11 protein-coding genes are annotated in these 20,840 nt (G+C 42.1%); 5 read left to right on the top strand and 6 right to left on the bottom strand.

The window, feature by feature from the left end:
• The 5 genes from PR800_RS18835 to PR800_RS18815 all read right to left on the bottom strand — a co-directional run.
• The coding region (locus tag PR800_RS18835; RefSeq protein ID WP_272531244.1) for a two-partner secretion domain-containing protein at nucleotides 1-9,675 on the bottom strand (9,675 nt) is incomplete at its 3' end.
• Nucleotides 9,676-9,686: 11 nt separating this feature from the next.
• Nucleotides 9,687-11,396 (bottom strand): ShlB/FhaC/HecB family hemolysin secretion/activation protein, encoded by a 1,710-nt coding sequence (locus tag PR800_RS18830; protein WP_206276568.1) that lies wholly within the window; start codon nucleotides 11,394-11,396, stop codon nucleotides 9,687-9,689.
• Between the two features lie 429 nt (nucleotides 11,397-11,825).
• A complete protein-coding gene (ccmB, locus tag PR800_RS18825; RefSeq protein WP_004905254.1) occupies nucleotides 11,826-12,491 on the bottom strand; it encodes a heme exporter protein CcmB in 666 nt (221 codons plus the stop codon).
• Nucleotides 12,476-13,108 carry a cytochrome c biogenesis heme-transporting ATPase CcmA gene (gene ccmA / locus PR800_RS18820; protein ID WP_210848838.1) on the bottom strand — a complete coding sequence of 211 codons (633 nt, stop codon included), beginning with the start codon at nucleotides 13,106-13,108 and terminating at the stop codon, nucleotides 12,476-12,478. The genes ccmB and ccmA overlap by 16 nt, the downstream gene beginning before the upstream one ends.
• Before the next feature lie 33 nt (nucleotides 13,109-13,141).
• Nucleotides 13,142-14,320 (bottom strand): ion channel, encoded by a 1,179-nt coding sequence (locus PR800_RS18815; RefSeq protein WP_102139482.1) that lies wholly within the window; start codon nucleotides 14,318-14,320, stop codon nucleotides 13,142-13,144.
• A gap of 360 nt (nucleotides 14,321-14,680) precedes the next feature.
• Here PR800_RS18815 and cptA point away from each other — a divergent pair, with 360 nt between their 5' ends.
• Nucleotides 14,681-16,390, top strand: a complete 1,710-nt coding sequence (gene cptA / locus PR800_RS18810; RefSeq protein ID WP_102139483.1) for a phosphoethanolamine transferase CptA — start codon at nucleotides 14,681-14,683, stop codon at nucleotides 16,388-16,390.
• 49 nt (nucleotides 16,391-16,439) lie between these two features.
• Here the strand turns inward: cptA and PR800_RS18805 are convergent, their stop codons facing one another.
• Nucleotides 16,440-17,126 (bottom strand): DUF421 domain-containing protein, encoded by a 687-nt coding sequence (locus PR800_RS18805; protein ID WP_102139484.1) that lies wholly within the window; start codon nucleotides 17,124-17,126, stop codon nucleotides 16,440-16,442.
• A gap of 300 nt (nucleotides 17,127-17,426) precedes the next feature.
• On the opposite strand from PR800_RS18805, the gene PR800_RS18800 reads away from it, so the two are divergent.
• The 4 genes from PR800_RS18800 to PR800_RS18785 form a co-directional block, all read left to right on the top strand.
• A complete protein-coding gene (locus PR800_RS18800; RefSeq protein ID WP_102139485.1) occupies nucleotides 17,427-17,750 on the top strand; it encodes a hypothetical protein in 324 nt (107 codons plus the stop codon).
• 143 nt (nucleotides 17,751-17,893) lie between these two features.
• Complete coding sequence (locus tag PR800_RS18795; RefSeq protein WP_210844170.1) at nucleotides 17,894-18,331, top strand: GNAT family N-acetyltransferase; 438 nt, start codon at nucleotides 17,894-17,896, stop codon at nucleotides 18,329-18,331.
• 74 nt (nucleotides 18,332-18,405) lie between these two features.
• Nucleotides 18,406-18,672 carry a DksA/TraR family C4-type zinc finger protein gene (locus tag PR800_RS18790; protein ID WP_036958544.1) on the top strand — a complete coding sequence of 89 codons (267 nt, stop codon included), beginning with the start codon at nucleotides 18,406-18,408 and terminating at the stop codon, nucleotides 18,670-18,672.
• Between the two features lie 418 nt (nucleotides 18,673-19,090).
• Nucleotides 19,091-20,840, top strand: a 1,750-nt coding sequence (locus PR800_RS18785) for a BCCT family transporter (protein ID WP_272531243.1), incomplete at its 3' end; no start/stop codon positions are given.

The following is a 20,840-nucleotide window of genomic DNA, read 5'->3' as shown; positions in this document are numbered from 1 at the left end:
CCCGACGGTGATATCAAAACCGCCTTTGCCTGCATTAATACCCGTTTGTTTATCTACCGATTGATAATCGCTGTGCATCTCGGTTTTATTAACATTCACCGAAGCGGTGGTATTTAAGCCTGTTCCAATACTGCCGCTTAAACTGCCGCCCTGTTGCTTTGAGTCATACTTATCAGTAACTTGTTGGCTCGATAAAGTTAAATCCCCGCCCACATTGGCTTTAACAGTTTCCCCACTCGCGTGTGCGCCTGTCAGCGTGGTATCTTTGCCGCTGTTGAGGGTCAGTTGTTTGCCTGCGTTCACTTCCGTATCGGTGTAGAACTGGCTGTCACCTTTTTCAAAGCCGCTGCCTTTATTCACACTCGCATTGACATTCCAACCGCCCGTACTGATACCCGCACCGATTGAGCTGCCTTTGCTTTCGTTTTTCCCATCCACTTTTTGCGTGTTGGTGGCACTGGTCAGGTTGATATCATTTTTGGCGGTTAACGTGACGTTTTTATCCGCATCCAGTTGGCTACCTTGTACTGTCAGATCCCCTTGGCTACCCTCTTTTTTACCCGTCGCAGTAAGGGTGATGTTATCCCCCGCACTTAAACTACTACCTGACGCCGTATGCTGCTCGGTTTTGGTGGTCGATTTAGACGAACTGCTGCCATATGACACATTAACGCCAAAGGCATCTGCCACACTGCCGCCTTCTTTCAAACCTGCTAGCTCACCCGCTTGTTGAGCCTGAACGCCTTGTAGACCTGCCTTCATCCCTTTAAGGGCCGCTAATTGTCCGTCATCTTCTTGTTTTGCCGATTTCGCGGTCTGCGCCATTCCATCTAACATGCTGCCCGCTGCACCGCCGAGGGAAACCGTCAACCCGCTGGATTTGGTTTCCACTGTGGTGATATCGGTACGGCTATTTTCAGCAGCCGTAATATTCACATCACTACCGGTCACATTGATATCTTTCGCCGCAATCACATCACTACCATGAATGCTTGCTGTACCACCTGCGGTCAATGTCACATCGCCTGCCGTACTCCCAATCACACTGCCTTTTTTCTGGTTACTATCCGTATCGGTGGTCACTTTTTGTGAATTTGAACCAACCGTGAAACCAATGCCGCCGGTGCTCATCAGGCCTGACTTGGTTGTTTTCGACATATGTGTTTCATGGGACGCTTCATCAGAAGTGGTCACATTTAACTGATTTCCAGCGGTAACATTGACATCGTTGGTTCCAAGTAAATTACTCCCTTCGATATTGACGTTGTTCCCTGCGGTCACTTTCACACTATCGCCGCTAAACGTACTACTGATAGCGGTACGTTCGTTCACCTCATCATGAGTTTCTTTTGTCGTGCTTGATAAAAAGCCTTTATCCGTGCTTTTTGTGTGTTTCGCATAGTCACTGGTTTCAATACCAGAGGTAATATTGATGTCACGTCCAACATTGATCGCCAGCTCTCCACCGCTGGCCACAGTCGTTGCACGAGCGGAAAGATCTTGCCCAGCCGATAAGGTTAAATCCCCTTTAGTTTGGATTTGCGTGCCGACTTCAGTGCTATTAGCCCCACGATAGTAATTGCTTGAATTATGCGTGTAATCAAATGCCGAGCTGACATCACGAGTTTCTAAACTAATATCGCGTCCCGCAATAATGGAAGTTTTGCCATCAACACCTAAATTGCCGACATCTGTGGCGATCAAGTTGATATCTTGTACCGCTTTTAAGATAAGCTGGCCATTATCACCTGTGACATAAATACTGGCTGGTCGGTCGAGCCATTGTGATTGGCCATCTCCACGCTGCGCAGTTTCACTGAGAATATCGCGGCCAGCTAAAAGCGAAACGCTGTCTAATCCACGAATTTCCCCACCGATATTCTTAATATCTTTTAGGGTATCAAGTTGTACATCTTTACCTTGAATGCGCCCACTATTTTCGATATTTTCAGCACGTAAATCGGTCAGTTCACGGCTACTGATTTCACCGCTATTAAGGATATTACCGGTCATGTTGGCGGAAACATTACGCCCCGCTAACAATGCACCATTACCGTTTAAGTCCCCTTGACGGGCTCGGACATACACTTGCGGAACACTAACCATTTCAACGCGGCCATCCGGCAGTGTGACTTCTTTATTCACCATCCACACGATGTCTGTGGTTAAGTTCGCCATTTGCTCTGGTGATAATGCAATGCCCGGAGTCAGGTTAAATTGCTTACCAAACGCAACACCGTTAGTTAGCAGCGCGCGATATTGCTCTTCATCACTATTGTAGTTGCCTAATAAGCGCTGTCCTGTGGTTTCAATCAGTTGATCACGAACTAAACGTTGCTCATAGTAACCATCCCCCAAACGCTTATGGAGCTGCTCATTGGTGACAATATCAATACTCGACAACCATTTCTTGTAGTTAGTGAAACGCGGGTCGGTTTCAATCAAAAATTGGCTATCACTACCCGGTGTTAAGTTAAACAGACTATTGTCGGGTAATTGAGTGTTTGGCCCAACGGTTCTTATCACGGTATCGAGGTTGTCTTTCCCCTGAGGCCCAGTCTCCGCAGTGATATTTTCCCCTTTGCCTACATCAGTTTGCCCTTGAATGTCAGCCCCGTTACCGATGTTGGCATCATCAGCGTGTAATGATGAGTCAACCGATTTGTCGTCTTTAACATCCACTTTGTCTGAAATTGAAGGTAACTGCGCCACTTCCATTTGTTGGCCTGGCTTCAGGTCTAATGGCGTGTTTTTGCTATCTTTTAACGCTTGCTCAGTAACAGCTGCACCTTGGTTTTCTTGTTGATTAGCGTCAGAAACACGTTCGGCTTGCCCATCCAGTTGGTTCACTTTCACTGAATCGAGCTGAGTTTTATTGATCCCCCCCGCGTTCTCGGCAACCTCTAATAGATGTAAGGCTAAATCTTCTTCGCTATTAACCCCTTGGTATTTTGACGTGCTAGTACGCGTTTTCCATTTTTTACCACCTTTATAGCGATAAATCGTATTTCCATCTTCAAAGATACGGCGAACACCCTGTGCTTCTTCGTTGTTGAGATCATAGCCTGTTAAGATCAGGTTTTGCCCCGCAACAACGCGTGAATTTTCATTGTTCAGCTGCTGACCATCAATCGTCAAGTGCTTTCCACTCGTAATCAATGCGGCATCGCGTTTGATAACTTGGGTTTCATAAATGATACGGTCGTAATCGTATTCATAAAAATTCTTAGTCCAGTTACCATACTCAAACATCCGCCAGCGATTAGATTTTTCATAATGAATACCCACTTCCTTGTTCAGCGTACCATCTTCATTAATAGCGTAACGCGTTTGGTTGCCATTACGCGGCTGAATTTTATAACGTCGCCCATTACCAAAATCGTACCAATCAAAATGTTCACGGCTCACTTCCACGGCTTCATCAGTCAGTTGTAAATGGATATCTTTATTTTCAAGTAAATCCGTTTTTAGTGTGAGGTTACCTGCCGCTTCAATGTTAGCACTATGGTTTTTCACGCTTTTAGCATGACCGGTGGCTTTTAGCTGGTCGTTTAATTGGCTACCGATAGTTAAATCACCATCACTGTAAATTAAAGCGTGATCACGGTTCAACAGTTCACCAACTGCAAGGTTGGCCTCTTTACGCCCAGCAATAACCGCTGCTTTATCTCCTTGTTTATCATTGACTAAGCTATTTACTGCGATGGCAAGGAAATCACCATAAATGCGGCCTGTTCCTAAGTTACTTAAGGAATTAGCAACAATATGGGTTAATACGCCATCAATGAGCCCAGTGTTATGTACCTGACCACTGGCTTTTATACGGGTACTTTGCCCACTGATCTCACCTGAAAGTTGGTTAATAACGGTCGTTGTGTTTAAAACCAGCTCGCCAAGACTAGAAATTAACCCTTTATTGGTAAAACCTTGAGCAAAATTAGCCGTTAGGTTTTCACCTGCCTGAATGCGTCCCGTATTTTCAAATAGTTGATTGAAGGTGAGCGATAACGCTTTTTGCGCGATAAGTTTACCTTCACCTGTTAACTGGTTCGCCGTGATCGTGGCAGAGCCATTACTGACTATCACCCCTTGCTGATTTAATACCGCTAAGACTTTACCTTGCGCTTTATCGGTTACATTCAAATCCGTTCCCGCAGATAGCATCCCTTGTATGTTATTCAGGCTTTGTGCGATATTCGCTTCAATCGCTTGCCCTGCACGAACCGCCCCGCTTTGGTTATCTAAATGTGTGGTTCTGAGGTTAACATTTGCCCCTTCAAGGCCTTTACCTGCTTGAGCTGTATTTTTGTTATCAATAGACTCCGCAGAAATATCAAGGTTTTCATTGGCTTTGATCCAGCCTTGTTGGTTTTCAATTTGCTGTTTGACTACCAGTTCAACATTATTGAGACCTTGAATAACACCACTCATATTATTGAGTTGTTGGGTATTTACGTTCAGGTTTTGACCGGACAAAACCTGCCCTTGCTGGTTATCAATCCGTTGATGAATATCCAGCGTTGTACTCCCCTGAGATTGAACAACCCCTTCAGTATTATCGAGGTTTTTTCCTGTCACTTTTAACGCCGATTGGCTCAGTAATAACCCTTTTTGGTTATCAATTTGCTCAGCATTCACTGTGAGTCCAAGTTTTCCTTGAGCCACACCTTGGGTATTATTTAAATCCCCAGTATTCAATTCAAGCTTGTCATTACTCGCTAATGTCCCTTGCTGATTTAGCAATGCCTGCTGCTGGGTATTGATATCCATCGACTGCCCAGCGAAAATTTGCCCGTTCTGGTTCTCAATACCTGTCGTGGTGAGTGATGCCGCCCATGAGCTTTGAATTTGCCCTTGCTGGTTAAGCAGTCTGCCACTGTCAATCGATAAACCGCCCCCACTTAATAAACCACCATTTTTTTGCGTAAAGCTATTGTTTATCTGCTCACCATGGGTGTTGAGTGTGAGCTGCTTTCCTGCTTGAAGTCGACCTTGTTGGTTATCCAGTGCCCCCGTGTTTGCCGTTAAATTATTGACGGCAAGAATTTCCCCCTCCGTATTATCAACACGTTTTTTCTGACTATCGAGGGAGATTTGGTTCGCTTGTATTTGCCCTTGGCGATTGATTAACTCACCAATTGTCATCGCCAGATTTTGGCTAGCAAAAATGCCTTGATCGGCTTTTTTAGCAAGATTCGTCAGTTTCTGCCCCTGTGTGTCAATACTCACAGAGCGGCCTTTAATCACGCCTTCACGGTTATCCAATAGTTGCGTTGTCATTGAGAGTTCAGACTGGCTGCCCACCAAGCCTTGCTGGTTGTTAACACCTTGGCTGTTCAGATTAAGCGTGTTTTTCGCCACAATACGGCCTTGCTCATTATTGAGTTCCCCCGTTGTTAGGGTTAACCCACCTTGCGCATAAATGCCTTTATTGTCACCGCTTTGGGTGTTATTGAGCTGCTCACCGTGAGTATCAATCAGCATGTCATTACCTGATTGAATTGACCCTTGTTGGTTGTCAATTTGGCCACTATTTAATACTAATGTTTGCTGAGCTAATAACGAACCTTGTGTATTATCAAACCGCTGGTTATGGGTATTAATATCAATGGTATTTGCTTGTAAATAACCCAACTGGTTTTGTAGTGCTTGGTTGCTCATCTGCAACAGTTGCCCTGCGGCAATTAACCCTGCTTGGTTATTGATACCATTAGCCACATCCAGTTTTGCATCACCATGGCGAGCAACCAATTTTCCTTGCTGGTTTTCGATATCACTTGCCGTTATGTTCAGCCCATTCTCACCAATGAGAGCCCCGCTTTGGTTTAATAATTCACGGGTTAAATCAATGCCTAGCTGACCATTTTTTGCAGTGATGACTTGTCCATCACGATTATCAAGACTATTGGCGGTTAATGAAAAGTCGCCATTACTGCCTATTTCACCCGCTTGGTTATTCAGCTTCCCTTGTAAATTGATTTTCCCGGCTTTATCGCCAGTTTGTAATAATTTCCCGCCTTGGTGATCAAGGGTATTTGCCGTTATTAAGATATGATCTGCTTGGGTGACAGCCTGATTTAGCGAAAGCATTCCACCTTCAATATTCAAGGTGTTCGATGCCAGTATTTCACCTTCATCACCGTCTAGTGATTGACTATTTAAGGTGACATTCCCCATGCTCGCAACCACTTTACCTGTGCGGTTAATCAATGATTGGGTTTCCACAAATACACCCTGCCGGCCGGTCAATGCTCCACCTGTGTTATCCAGCACTTGTTGAATTTGTAAATCAAGCTTACCCATTCTTGCGCTGAATATTTTACCTTGTTGATTATCAAGGGTATTTGCTTTGATTAGCCAAGAGCCGTTACCACTGATATCCCCTGCGCTATTGTTAATCTGTTGGGATACCTCAATAGTACCTTCACGTTCACCCAGTTGGGTCATTGTTCCTTGCTGATGGGTTAAATTATTCGCTCGCAATTGGATATGCTGCGCTTGCGTATTTGCGGCTGTCAGGTCAATCCCTTTACCACTTAGTGATAAATCGCCTTGAGCAATGATTTCCCCACGCTGACCTTGCAAGTCTTCAGTGGTCAGCAGCATATTCCCTTGTTTACTAATTGCTTTACCGTCAATATTGGTGAACGACTGTGTGTTAAGGGTAAAGTCTTGTTCTGCAAATAAGGTGCCTTGGGTGTTATCTACGCTCTGCTTCGCATTTAGGATTAGTGACCCGACTTTTGCCGCGACCACAACACCTTGCTGGTTAGCAAGCGTATTGACATCAAGACTTAGTGTGCCTTGGCTGCTAATATTCCCTGACTGGTTATCAAGGGTTTGAGCAAGCTTGATTTGCCCTTTTTCACTGCCCGTTTGCAGCATTTTCCCACGCTGATGAGACAGGTTTTGTCCTTCAATTTGGATGTTATCGGCCTGCGTCACCGCGTCATTGAGATTAAGTTCATCCCCCGTTAAAGCCAGTTTGCCTTTCGAGAGAATTTCCCCTTTTTCACCATCCAACTGTTTAAGTGTCAATTGGTTATCACCAAAGCTGGCAATAATTTTACCGGATTGGTTAATTAAGCGTTCCGCTGCTAGCTGAATACCTTGATTGCCTAATAATGTCCCTTGTGTATTATTCAGCGCCTGTTGAATAGCCAACGTCAAATGGCCTAATTTTGCCGCAATAATTTTGCCGTCTTGGTTGTTTAGCCCGTTTGCCACAATATCAATTTGGCCATTACTGGAAATTTCACCTTTCTGGTTATCAAATTGGTTTTGAATATGTAGCTCAGTTTTACCTTCCCCAGTTTGCAACAAGGTGGCACCCTGATGGGTAAAGTTGTTGGCTAAAATAGAAACTTGGCCTGCTTGCGTGAAGCCTTGGTTTAAATTGATATCGGCACTTTCTATGCGCAATGCATTTTGCGTATAAATAGTCCCTTTTTCACCTGCTAAACGATTTGCCGTTAATAAAGCAGCACCGGATAAACTGCTCATTTTACCTTGCTGGTTGATCAGCTTATCGGCTTTGATCATCAGGTACTTATCGGTTTGAATAACCCCACGAGTATTATTCAATTCACCAGCAGATGTTAGGTCTAAACGATGGTTCGAGCTAGTGAGGATTTTACCGTCCGTGTTGTCAACGGCCCCTGCTTGTAAATTCAGATCACCTTTGGATGCAATACTCCCTTGGTTGTTATCTAATCGATTAGCTATATTGAGTTTCAGCGTTTTATCACCCGTCTGCAGCATATTTCCTTGACGATGAGATAACGTATTTGCTTGTAAAGTGATGTGCTCTGCTTGTGTTGTACTTTGGTCAAGATTGGCCGATTTTGCGGTTAACCCCAGTGCACCACTGGTCAGAATTTCCCCTTTCTGCCCATCAAGCGTATCTGTCTTGATGATCAGGCCTTGTTTACCGGATGCGAGTAGCGTGCCTTGTTGGTTGCTCAGGTTTTTGCTTTGAATATCAACCTTGCCATCACGGCTGAGTAACTGCCCAGACTGGTTATTTAACTGCTGCGTCGTGATTGAAGTATCACCTGCAAGGTTAATTTCCCCTTGCTGATTGTTTAATAGCTTGGTATTTAAGGTATTTTTTGAGTTACCCGTTTGAACCAATTTGCCTTGCTGATTATCAATTAACTCAGGTGCAATTAACGTGAGCTCATTGGCAACAATCTCGCCGCGCTGATTATCAATGCCCGTTTTAGCCGTCAATGTGGCTTTATTCGTGGCTTTTAGGTGCGCATTTTTCGTTCGAATATCGGTTGTCGTTGAGGTCAACACAATATTGTTGGCTTGGGTATTAGAATCAGACAAATCAAGTGAACTACCTGTCGCGGTTAAGGTGTCTTTGGCGACAATATCCCCTTGTAATGCAAGTGATTTATCCCCTTTAACTGTTAACGACCCCGCGGAAGTCAGCTTACCTTTGCTATCGACCCCTGCCGCCAATAAAGCACTACGATCACTGTTAATTTGCTCTGCATGAACTGCTGCATCACGCCCTGCAACGATTTGGCCTTTATCGGTGTTAGTTATTGCCTGTTTCGCTTTGAGCTGGATATCGTTTTGCGCCAGTATAGTACCGGTATTATTGATAGCATCTTGGCTAGTCAGGGCAATATTTTGGCTAGCGGTGATCACGCCAGAGTTACCTACTTTCCCATCCGCTGACAGGGTAATATCCCCGGCTTGTGCCCCAATATGCCCCGCATTACGCACGCCTACACCGTGCTCTGTCCCACGCATTTTAATAGTATTGGCGTACATCCCCCCTAATGCGGCAACATCTAAAGCAAATTCAGGCTTATCATCGGCAGAGGAATTATCCGTTTTAAGAATGGTTGTTCCATCCGCTGCCACGGTATTTTTCCCTGTCGTGATCGCTAAATCTTTGGCATGCAATTTCGCATTGATATTCACTGAGCGGGCAATCAACGCGGTGTAGTTGGTACCATTGCCATTATAGCCTTTCCCAAGAATATTGATGCTGCCTTTATCGACCTCAAATCCTTTGATTTTACCGTTTTCAATTAAAGTTTTTCCCGCCGATAGCAAAGCTTTATCGGCATTGATAAACCCGCAACCGTTACAGGTGATCCCCGCAGGGTTGGCGATGATCACATCCGCTTTTTTCCCTGCCACTTCAATAAAACCATTAAGTTGACTCGGGTCACGGCTATTTACCTCATTGAGGATAATTTTGGCTTCCCCTTTAGCGAGCCAATCATTACCTTGGATCATCCCACCAAGTTGTGTGTTCGTGTTGGTGCTGCTGTTATTGAGGATCGCCCCTTTATGATCAACATCGAACTGGCTGTATTGATTACGAGAGACACCATCACGGTTAGGCGCTTGAATATTAACTTGCGGTAAACCATTTTGCGTATTAACAATGGTCGGTTGTTGGTTACCCGGAGCCTTACCATCTGCAACGATGGTCGATGACGAAACGCTAAAGCTCACCATTCCTAATGTAAACCACAAAGAAGTGACTATCGGTTTAATTGACCAGCGCACTCGTCCACTTGTTGCTTTCTCTACGTGATTTTCACTCGAACCCGCAGGACCCGCACGATGGCTGCGCGTAATATCTGAAACCACCATCACCATTTGGCGAGCAGCATTAAAAATTAGGCGGTAAAATAACTTGTTCATCCTGAGAGTCCTTAATAATTCCAGTTTACAGAGAAAGCAAAAGTGGCAGGGTCGGTTCTAAAACCATCAGGTTTAGAGAAGGGAGTACCGATAGATAAGTCATAACTCAAATTGGCAGGGGTTATTGCCCCACGTAGGCCAATCGCCCCACCCGCAAGGTGAGTCCCTAAATTCTGGTTAGTCCAACGCCCACTGATTTTGCCGTAATCAGCCCCAACATAGAGCTCTTGAGCAGGAATAGGCAGTGACCATGACAAGGTGTTGCGAAGTGTCCAGCCTTCATCCGCACTGAGTGTGCGCTCACCATCAAAGCCGCGTACCGTCCAGCGGTTACCAATACTAAATTGATCTTGAGGCGTTAAGGGACGGTCGCTTATTTGACGCGAATACTGAGTATCAAAACGCAACGATTGTTCGGCCACTGTAAAAGGGATACTAGCTGATGCGTTAAACTGCATCACAATCGCGAGGGCTGTCGCATAATCTTGAGAAGCTTTACTACGAAACTCTTCAAAAGCAGGCATAGCGCCAAACCAACGCGTCCCGTGTTGGTAACTCGCCCCCACGTTAATGGTTGATTGCCCCACATACTGGCGATGGTTTAGACCTAACTTCCACGCTGTAGTGCGCCGTTTTTGATTTTCAATTTCAGTGTTTTGCACAAAGTTACGGGTTTCGCGCAAATTCAGATCATAGGTAGCGGTGGTTTTCGCTGTGGCATCACGGTAAAGCACATTGCTCAGTTGCAAATTCAAGCTTTTACTTTTACCGCGATATTCAATATCACTATTTGCACCAGCAATAGTTTGAGTGTATTCATAATCACTCGCGGTGGTGGCAAACTGCCAATAACCAAACGGCACCGAGTAGTGCGCGCTGTAGTTGGTGGTGTCTTTATCGCTAGAAAAACTTAAATCGCGAGTCGCTGTAAGATAGAAAAGATCGCTGAGAGAAGTCGGGTTATCCAATGCAAGCATCACACCCGCTTGGTTTTTACCGGTACTTTTTGAACCCGTATTATCCACCCACGCGCCCGCATGCCAATAGCGTGATTGCTGACGGTTGATCACAATTTGGGTTTCACCCGGGCCATCACCGGGGATCATTTCCATCGATGCTTGTACGGTTGGCAAACGTTGTAGATTTTCTAAGCCTTGCTCAATATCCCTCAAATCCAATAAATTACCTGAATGGGCTGGCATTGCGGTATACAGCGTACTGTATTGTGATGAGTCATCAGTAAAAATGACTTTTTGTACTTTGCCTGGCATGACAACTAATTGGAGAACTCCTGTTGATAAATCTTGTTCAGGAACCAATACACGACTGGTGATCCAGCCGTGGCTAATCAGCCGATTTTGTACGTCAGTGACTAATAAATTGATGCCATCAACACCAATACAATGACCAACAGCCTGACCCGCTAACCTTTCTATAGGTACCCAATGTGGGAAGGCATCTTGCCCACTGACAACAACCTGTTCAATTAAAAAACAAGGAGTCTCTTGCGGAAATTGCAGACGTGTTTTTGCAATGGAAGCAGATAAGTTCACATCGGGAGATTTTGCATCAAACTGCTGTTGTAACGTTTGTTGCTGATGCGTTTGACGATTGAACAAGTTATCTGTGTTATCTGGTTTCAATAATGACGCTTTTGCAAGAGCAGGAAAACAAAAGGCAAAACAAATTGATCCGTTCAGTAAGGTACGTACATTAAGCATTAGTTTTTTTTAACGGTTTGGATTTAGGTTAAGTTAATATACGCAACTTTACATACTTTTTATTAAATAACAATCCAATTGGTTCGCATTTTTTGTTAATTGTCTGCTTAATTTTAAAATAACCAATTACTTTCAATAAAAACAAAATAAACTTATATATCAATTAATTATAAAAATAAAAAACAAATTTAACTTGTAGGGAATATTATATTCAAGCCAGATAAACATCAAAAATGCACCTTAAGGCGTAATTTTTAGTGACTAAAAATCAAATAGTTGTAGTACCCTCTCTCTTATAAAGAGTAAAGAAAATCTAACCAATTACATTTGAAATAAATTATTACAACTTTATAAAAAAGAGGGTAAGAAAGATCGGTAATTAGGGCATATCAACGCCCTAATTACCTATTGATGAGAAGAGGTGAGCAGCTAACTATTGCTAATATTAAGTTTCAACGCAGCAGCTATCGCAAGTGGCGAAAAAGTAATACTGGCGGCAAACAGCGCTGCGAGAATGGCAAAATAGCCATCTAGCGGCATTTTAAAGCTATGCGCCTCCATTGTACCTGTTGCATAGATAAGCACAGGAATATAAAGCGGTAAAACTAGCAGGCTGACTAAAACGCCACCTTTTTTTAAAGAAACCGTTAATGCCGCGCCTATCGCACCAATAAAACTCAATACAGGCGTACCCAGTAACAATGTTCCCGCTAAGACAAATAGCGTGTCTGCGCTAAAAGACAGCATTAATGCAGCAACTGGAGATAACAAGATCAAGGGCAGCCCAGTGACTAACCAGTGTGCAATGACTTTAGCAAAAACGGTAATAAATAAGGGATGTGGGGCCAAAAGTAGCTGTTCAAGGGAACCATCGAGGTAATCATCCTTAAATAAGCGCTCTAACGATAACAGCGAAGACAAAATAGCGGCAACCCAAAATACCCCAACCGCAATACGTGCTAATAACTGAGGTTCAGGACCAATACTAAGAGGAAATAGTGTGATAACAATTAAGAAAAACCACAACGGGTTAACCAATTCAGAAAAACCACGAAAAGCAATTTTAAGTTCTCGTTTAATTAATAACCAAAACATGTTTCAACCCCACCCGTCAGTTTTAGTGAGCCAAATTGCCCTGACATCGCTTGGTGAGAGGTAAACAAAATAATCCCCCCTTGCTCTGCATGTTGATGAAAACGTTCTGTTAAACGTGCCACTCCCGCAACATCAATTGCAGTAAAAGGCTCGTCAAGTACCCACAGAGGGGCTTCGCTTAGCCATAACCTCGCTAAATTAACACGCCGTTGTTGGCCCGCAGACAATTGACTTACAGGGATATCTTCATAACCAATTAGCGAAACTTCCTCTAAAGCGGCCCAAATACGGTCACCTTCACTGCCTTTATTATGCATTCGGTAATAAAATTTGAGGTTTTCATACGGGGTCAATAATGATTTCACTGCGGGTTTGTGCCCTAAATAAAGCAGATGACGCGTAAACTCTTCTTTCAGTTTTTCAATCGATCGATTATTCCAACAAACCGCACCCTCATCAGGTTTTAATAGCCCCGCCATCATGCGTAACAAGGTGGTTTTCCCCGCACCATTAGGCCCTTCAACTTGCAAGATCTCACTGGGCTGAACGGTAAAATTTAGCTGGTGAAATAGAACCCTATTTTGCCGAAGGCAACTCACATCTTGAGCACTTAGCATGCAGCACAATTCCTGTTGTTTTTATTTTAAAGGTTAGCTTTTTGCAACTTTGTTCAACAGCATATCACTAATAGAGTCGCTCGATATTGCTTCACCGCAAAGCACTTGCATCAAAACCTCTGAACCTAGCGTAGATAATGAAAACAACATATCAGGCTTAAGTAAGCGAACTTTATCCATATTGCTTTCTTGGTTAATTAGCACCACAGTTTTTACCGAACTATTTTCCCCCGCTTGCTCTTTCACCCCCAATAAAGCGAAAGTACTGAGCGAATCGCTATCTGTCATGACTAACACACACTTTGCATGTTTAACATTAGCAGCGGCGAGCAATTCGGAACTGGTTGGGTCACCGGTCACAATATTATCCTTTTCAGGGTAATGGCTGCGATGGTTTTCTTGGCAAATCACGGCCACCGGCAGTTCTCGGTTTTTCAGCCCTTGATAGACATTGACGGCCATTGGTGTGCTACCAATCACCACATAATGATTTTTCATATAAGAAAACCTCTTACGCACGATTTCTTTCGTACCTTTAGCTAACACCCCAACAATATAAACCACTGAAGTGGTAAAAATTGTGATCCCTAAAATAATCACTGTCACTGTGAATACACGCGCATCAACCGTAACCGGAACAATGTCACCAAACCCGACCGTTGTCATGCAAACTAAAGCAAAATAAAAGGCCGTTGTGCCGTCTTTAACGACTGGTGAAAATTCATCACCAATATATAAAGTACCAAAAATGGAATACAGCAATAATGCAATAATACAGGTTATTGCCACAAACCCGGCACTGGTTAAGCTATGGTGATGATACAGCTTCCAAAAAAGGCACAAAGCAACCAATAAAAAGAGGGAAAAATAACCTTGATGTATGTTTTCTTGTGTTAACCGCAGGTCAACAAATGAAATAATCCCAAGTAAAAATAATGAAAACACCCAAGCGATACGGGCTCCGTTAACCATAAATAGCGATAGGAAAATCAGTGAAATTCCCAATAAAAATCTCGGGATATCCAGCAATTTCATAAAACCCAGTGACTTCAACCACTGTGTTAGCCCAGACTCACGCCAATCAATGTAGTCGGTATAAGCGCTTAATACAGGCTTTAAAATCATTGCGCCATCAATAATAATTAGCAATGAAAGAAGCACCCTAATTGATAGGGGTGATTTCAAAAAAGCCACAAATGAGTTATCTAACATGTATTGCTCTCACCCTTCACTGATGCATTCACCAAATTTTCTTATATACCATAAATATGTCAAAGGATAGTATCAATGGCGTAAAGACGATTACAAATGCTAATTCGCCATTTACTATTTTGCTAATGGCGGGCAAAACATCGTCTATAATTGAATATCACAAGAACTGCCCCATTAAAACCAAACACGTTCTTTGCAAAAAAAACACTAATAAACATAGCGTTACGGAATTATTAAGAAATTATTATTTATAAAGGATATATTTTGGAACTTAAACTACGTCTTTATATCTAAAAATCGATTTCTCAATTATTTTTTAATTCGACTTAACAATAATAGAAAACAAGAGTTTAAAAACCTATGGGTAACACTACACACTCAGAAAAATTTAGCTGGATCTCACTGCTCTGGTTACTAATCTACTTTTGGTATTTTTCATCCCTATTACAACTGTATGTGCTAGTAACAGGGCAAAGTAATTCCATTGGCCTAAGAGATTCACTACTCTACAGCTCTCTTTGGTTGATCCCTGCCCTACTTTTTCCTAAAAAAGTTAAGCTAATTGCAGGAGTAATTGGGATTGTTTTATGGCTTTCCTCGGTTGTTGCTCTCGCTTATTTTGTTGTTTATGGGCACCAAATATCACAAAGTGTCATGTTTGTGATGTTTGAAACCAATACCAATGAAGCAGGCGAATTCCTTAAACAATATTTTAGTTTCAAAGTATTAGGTGTCATACTCGCTTACACGGTCGTCGCTATCTTCCTTTGGACGCGCCTAAAACCGGTAACATTACCAAAACCAGGGCGCATCGGTATTTCATTGCTGATTTTAGTTATTTTGTTCGGAATTCCTTATTATAACAAAGGCATTAAACAAGACCGGCCAATAGCTAATGTCGCATCTTATTTGAATAGTAAACTCGCCTATGCTGCACCATGGCAGTTTGTTAGTGGTTACCTTTTATATAAAAACCAGCTGGCAAACATGGAGGAGTTAATCCGCGACAACAGTAAAATTCCACCATTAGAAAACTTCGTCGATGCAAACGGTGACACCCCCCGCACATTTGTGTTAGTGATTGGTGAGTCCACCAGCCGCGATAGAATGAGCCTATATGGCTATTCACGCCCAACCACCCCTGAGTTAGATGAGCTAGCTAACGATTACCCTGCTAATTTATCTGTATTCAATGATGTGGTGACATCACGACCTTATACTATTGAGGCACTACAACAAATTCTGACGTTTGCGACACAAACAGAGCCTGAACTGTTCAATTCACGCCCTTCTATCATGAACATGATGAAGCAAGCAGGTTTTAAAACGTTTTGGATCACTAACCAGCAGACAATGACTGAGCGTAATACCTTATTAACGGCGTTCTCTCGCCAAACAGATAAGCAATATTATTTGAACAATGACATGGCGCAAAGCTCACGTATTTATGATGACGTGGTTTTTTCTCCATTCAAAGAAGCGCTTGCAGACCCTGCAGAAAAGAAATTTATTGTTGTCCATCTGTTAGGAACCCATATGCGCTATGAATTCCGCTACCCAGAAGATAAAGCTATTTTCAAAGATAAAGACAGCGTGGTTCCAGCGAATCTAAATGATGATGAAGTAAAAGATTACAATGCTTATGATAACGCGCAATATTATAACGACTATGTTGTTTCAACATTAATCAAGGACTTTGATTCTTCAAAAGAAAATGGTTTTCTGGTGTTTTTCTCAGACCACGGTGAAGACGTTTATGATACCCCGCCTCATAAAATGTTAGGGCGCAGCGAAGGAAAGCCGAGTAAAGTCATTTACAATGTGCCTTTCCTAGTTTGGCAGTCACCTGAGTGGTTATCAACTCATCAATTTGATTTAAATGATAAAACAGCCCGACCATTCAGTAATATGGACTTTATCTATGCGTGGTCTGATTTAGCAGGTTTAAACTATACCGGGTTTGAGCCCGAAAAAAGCCTGTTTAATGAGGCATTTAAACCTCAACCTCGTTACATTGGTGACCCAGATAATAAATCCTCATTAATGCTTTATGATGATTTAAAACAATAATTAGGTCTCTGTCGGTGAAATGTTACCTGCATTTCACCGACTTATTCATTTAAGCTATAACTTTCAGGTGCTGTGCACCCTTGCGGTTTATTTTACCATCTCGCAAAATAAACGTGACTTCACCACGCCAAAATTCAGCTAAGAAAATATCGTTTATTGATTCAATACCTTGTAATTCAATTTGCTGTATTAACCAAGCCTCGTCTCTTTCGATAGATTCCAAACCATAGCTTCTAATTACCCCTTCTTTTATCAGGATCACTGATGGCATATTTTTTTCATCACAAATAATGGTTAGCTGCCCATCAGGTTCTATTTGCGCATAATAAATTTCTTGAAAGGAGTGAATGCCTTGTGCATGAATTCGAGATGAAATATTGATGAGGTCTATCTTATTGGCTTTTTCTAAGATGTTTTCCATTATAAATTGGCCTTTTTTAATAATGGGTATGGGATTACCAATGGCCACATTACGAAAAAAATTAAATCTTTTTGTTAAAAAGTTCAAAAAGCTTATAAACAAAACACCAATAATTAAAATAATCACATACTGGTACAATGGGATAGTATCACTGTAAATCACCCCACCAATAATGCCCCCTAAGACAAAATTACCAATAAAATCAATAGGAGTCATTTGGGAAAGCTGTGTTTTCCCCGATAGATTCATATGAGTGATAACAATGGCAAAACCGATAATAAATTTTAAAATAATCAACGAATAATAGTACGCCATAATGCTATTCCTTTGTTATCTAAGCCATAAATTTGTTTTCATTATTTATTTAATAATAAGTTCAATCAGTTTAGCTTGATTCTCTATCTTTTATAACTCTATAGCATGGAACAAAAGATGACTTTCCAGAAAATAGGCTTCCACTTGAGTCAATAGTAAAAAAATATAATTATTTCAATTGGTTACCTAATTATTTTATAACTCACTTAATTTCAACTATAGTTAAATATACACATTGGCGATTATGCCAATATCGAGCTTCAATAACATTTTTACCAGCATCGTGCTAAGGATATGTTTATGAATATAAAACTCATCACTTCACTTCTTTTCGCGGGGATCGTTACAGTTATCGTAGGTTGTGATGACTCATCCAAACCAAGTGACACCGTTAAACAAGCTGAAGAAAAAGCCCAGCAACTAAAAGAAGATGGTGAACAAAAAGCTGATGAACTCACGAAAGATGCGCAAAACAAAGCTGAAGAATTAAAACAAAATGCGTCAGAACTGAGCCAAGAAGTTAAAACAGATGCGATTAATAAAGCCGATGAAGTGGCAACCGATATGAAAGAAAAAACGGAATCGCTCAAAGCAGAAAATGACGCAGAAACTGATAAAAAATAATTATCCTCTCAATTCCCTTCAAGAATGTGGGCTTAAAATGCCTGCATTCTTATTTTCCTCCGAAAAGCACCAAAACCCTCCTAACTAATTCGCCATTCCACGATATAATTGCACTTCTTACTCGTTAGCTCTCAGGAAAACTAATGCAAATTAAATATAGCATTGGGTATGCAAACCCAGAACTCCTTACCGATGCCTTCAACCTGCGCCAACAAGTTTTTACTCAAGAGCAAGGGTTTCCCGCTGATATCGATGTCGATGAATATGATGAGTCCGCATTACATGTCGTTTTGTATTTAGAAGGACAGCCTGCTGCGGTATTACGTTGTGTGCTACTTGACGATAACCTCATCAAAGTAGGCCGCGTTGCAGTACAAAAACCACACCGTGGTAAAGGGCTAGGACGTGAATTAATGAAATTTGTAGAGCAATATGGCCGTTCCCATCATTACCGTAGGATTGCGCTCTCAGCACAACATACTGCCATTGATTTTTACCATACTCTGGGGTACCAAACTGAAGGAGAAATGTATGATGAAGAGGGAATGGACCACATTTATATGACATTATCTTTAGAGTAATAATTGCTCTTGAATTAAATTTTCTCGCCTCAATATTGATATAAGGTCAATATTTAATCAAGTAGGGGTGAATGATGGCAAATGGCTGGGCAAATGAAGATGCTGTTCAAGAACAAATTGATGCCACTCTCGATGATGCGGTAGCGAAAGCGCGTCGCCAATTGCACTCAGGTGAAAGTGCCGAGTTTTGTGAAGAGTGTGGTGAGGCAATTCCTGAGGCTCGCCGTTTAGCATTACCCGGCGTTAAATTCTGTATTAACTGCCAAAATGAATTAGATAAAAAACAATCTACATTTAGCGGCTATAATCGGCGTGGCAGTAAGGATAGCCAATTACGCTAATCACATTTCCTCCTCTACTTATCGATGGTTTTTACTTATCTCGTACTTACTTTCGCTCATTTACGTTAACTTATTGGTACAACATGTAAATATTACATTGTTAGTTATTAATTTAATGATAATTAACATGATATTTTTATCCTCTATTTAATGTTATTTCCCGATATTGTTGATCATTCACTCGTATCATGGCAGTATAACCGCCTATTTTTTAACTTATGAAGGTGATAAAGACTCGGGTTTCATCATTATATTTGGCGGTTTAGTCTGCCATCAACACCCTATTATTGTTCTTTCTATCTCGTTTCCTTAGGGAATCTTTTCGCAATTATTCACTGTTTCATTAAGAAGGACAGCTCGCTGCATACTTTGTTGATATCGGTATGCCAAAAATAAAATAAAACAAAAGAAGGTTGTTATGAGTCAAATTGATACTGATTCTAAAAAAATTCGTTCTAAAATTAGTCCCCCTGTGTTTTATAGCTCTGCCATCATTATTTTGGTTATCGTAGGCTTTGCCGCTTTGATGCCAAAAGTCGCAGAATCTCATCTAAGTCATCTTCAACAAAATTTATTTAATAACGCTAGCTGGTTCTACATTCTTGCCGTTGCTATTGTTCTTTTGAGTGTGACTTATCTGGGACTCTCTCGTTATGGGCAAATAAAATTGGGGCCAGACCACGCCCAACCCAATTTTAGCTATGTGTCATGGTTTGCTATGCTTTTCTCCGCAGGTATGGGGATTGGGTTAATGTTTTTTGGGGTTGCTGAACCTGTAATGCATTACCTAAACCCGCCAGTTGGTGAACCGCAAACCATTGAAGCTGCTAAAGAAGCGATGCGTTTAACCTTCTTCCATTGGGGGTTACATGCATGGGCGATTTACGCCATTGTCGCATTAATTTTAGCATTTTTTAGTTATCGCCACGGCCTACCTCTGACATTACGTTCAGCCCTTTACCCTATTATTGGTGATCGAATTTATGGCCCTATTGGCCATGCAGTTGATGTGTTTGCTGTTGTCGGTACCGTATTTGGTGTCGCGACCTCATTAGGGTTTGGCGTATTACAGGTCAATGCTGGGATGAACCATTTATTTGGTTTGCCCGTTAATGAAATGGTACAAGTCGGGTTAATTATTGCTTTTACTGGTTTAGCGACTATTTCTGTCGTCTCTGGACTAGATAAAGGGATCCGTATTTTATCTGAACTCAACCTTGGCTTAGCATTTCTATTATTGCTGCTTGTGGTGATTTTAGGTCCTACTGTATTACTATTAAAATCTTTTGTAGAAAATACTGGCGGTTATTTATCTGAAATAGTCAGTAAAACGTTTAATCTTTACGCCTATGAACCCAAATCAAGCAGTTGGTTAGGTGGTTGGACGCTACTGTACTGGGGATGGTGGCTATCTTGGTCGCCATTTGTCGGTATGTTTATTGCCCGTATTTCTCGCGGCCGTAGCATTCGTGAATTTGTTATGGGAGTACTGTTTGTCCCCGCAGGTTTCACATTGATGTGGATGACATTCTTCGGTAACACAGCGATTGATTTGATTAAAAATAAAGGCGCAACATTATTAGCCGAAACTGTTCAAGCGGACGTATCTCTCGCTTTGTTTGAATTCCTTAATTATTTTCCATTCTCTTCGGTCTTATCTTTCTTCGCCATGCTAATGGTTATTGTGTTTTTTGTGACTTCAGCGGATTCAGGAGCCATGGTCGTTGACACGCTAGCCTCTGGAGGCGATTCTAACACGCCAGTTTGGCAACGTATCTTCTGGGCAGGTTTGATGGGGGTAGTTGCCATTACCATGCTTCTCGCAGGTGGTTTGCAAGCCTTACAGACACTCACCATTGCGAGTGCTCTGCCCTTTGCTGCCGTTTTGCTTGTCTCCATTTATGGGTTATTTAAAGCCTTACGCGTCGACGCTTATAAGCGAGATAGCCAGCAATTAGCCACCATCGCCCCTACCGCTAGCCGTAACCCGATTCCGTGGCAGCGACGCTTGCGTAACATTGTCTATTTCCCTAAACGTGCACATGTTAAGCGTTTTATGGAAGAATCTGTGAAGCCATCCATGGAAATGGTGTCTGAAGAACTCGCTAAGCAAGGTACTGTGTGCCATATCCATACCGATAAAGATGACCGAATTGGGTTTGAAGTCG

Origin of the sequence: Providencia sp. PROV205, from assembly GCF_028479505.1 — a bacterium.
GTDB classification, from domain to species: Bacteria; Pseudomonadota; Gammaproteobacteria; order Enterobacterales; family Enterobacteriaceae; genus Providencia; species Providencia huaxiensis.
This window is presented reverse-complemented; position numbering and strand designations above follow the sequence as displayed.